This is a genomic window from Stieleria sp., assembly GCF_041595215.1.
GTDB lineage: Bacteria > Planctomycetota > Planctomycetia > Pirellulales > Pirellulaceae > Stieleria > Stieleria magnilauensis.
On record NZ_JBFHKV010001505.1, the window covers coordinates 1 to 1,529 of the forward strand.

Sequence of the window (1,529 nt, forward strand, 5' to 3'; positions counted from 1 at the left end):
AGAATGATGGGGTGGCAGAATGATGGGGTGGCAGAATGATGGGGTGGCAGAATGATGGGGTGGCAGAATGATGGGGTGGCAGAATGATTGAGGAAATGGATTTTGGAGATCGGTGATGGGGAGAGTAGGACAATGGTGGCGCGAATGTCTGTGGGTAGAATGGTGTTGGGCGGCTGGGGCTGGGATTGTCTTGCCCCCATCGTTTTGCCACTTCAGCCTGCGGGTTGTCCTGAATGATGCGGAGAGGTTTGGTTTGTCGGTTCAACCCTTGATCATGAATCTGTTGGTGGCGGTCCTGCTGCCCGTGTGGATGAGCTTTGCCGCGGCGGCGGATGTTGCCGACGGCTCGCCCGCGTCCGCACCGCAACGCAAACTCGATCTGCCTGCGACGCCCTATCGCTACAGCGACTTGGACGTGCCCGCCGCGATTGCCGATCAACTCCGTCGACTGGACAACACTCCAGCAGACAATCCACTGACCGACCACGGGGCGACACTCGGCCGCGTCCTGTTCTACGACAAAACACTCTCAGCCAACGGCACAACGTCTTGTGCTACATGCCATGAACAGCAGCACGCGTTCAGTGATCCTCGGGCGAAAAGCATCGGCTTCCGTGGTGAAACGGTCAGCCGGAACTCGATGAGTCTTGTCAATCTGCGTTTCTATGCTCGCGATCGGTTCTTCTGGGACGAACGGGCATCGAGCCTGGAAACGCAGGTGCTGATGCCGATCGAAAACCCTCTTGAGATGGGGCACACGCTCGAAGCATTGGTGCAACAGTTGGCGGATGATCCGATCTATCCGCCATTGTTTGCCAATGCGTTCAGCGATCCCGCGATCACGAAAGACCGGATCGCCAAAGCGCTCGCGCAGTTCGTCCGTTCGATCGTTTCCTTTCGATCACGCTACGACCTCGGTTTGCAACAGGTGAAGTCACCGAAGGATGATTTCCCAAGTTTCAGCGACCAAGAGAACCTCGGCAAACGCCAGTTCTTCGGCCGGGCGCGCTGTGCCGAATGTCATCTGCCCGGCCACGATGATGTCGGCCTGAAACAGTGGGCGATCTTTCAGTTGAGCGAACCGGGTAACAACGGGATCGATATCGATGGCCCCGACGTTGACGCCGGAGTCGGCTCGCAGTCTGGGCGGATGCAAGACCGGGGAAAGTTCAAGCCGTCGTCGTTGCGGAACATCGCGCAAACCGGCCCCTACATGCACGACGGACGATTTGTCACGCTGGACCAAGTGATCGAACATTACAACTGGAGCGTCCGGCCGCACGAAAACCTAGACCCTCGATTGGCAGACTTTGCCGCCAACGGCCTGGCCTTGCCAGAAGTACCCAAGGTTGCACTGGCGGCGTTCCTTGCCACGTTGACCGACCAAACGCTGCTGACCGATCCCAAGTTTTCAGATCCGTTTGTCGCTCAACCGTAGCGAGTCCCGCTGGCAAGCTCTAGTCCGGAAAGACTCGCTTCGGGCACCAGCTCGATTGCTTCTGGACCAGGATCGCTTTGAGGTGTCCGTC

Annotated in this window: 1 protein-coding gene; it reads left to right on the forward strand. The window is 58.0% G+C overall.

The window, feature by feature from the left end; all coding sequences use genetic code 11:
- Positions 1-253: 253 nt before the first annotated feature.
- Positions 254-1,438, forward strand: a complete 1,185-nt coding sequence (locus ABX749_RS32505) for a cytochrome-c peroxidase (RefSeq protein ID WP_372899694.1) — start codon at positions 254-256, stop codon at positions 1,436-1,438.
- Positions 1,439-1,529: the final 91 nt, after the last annotated feature.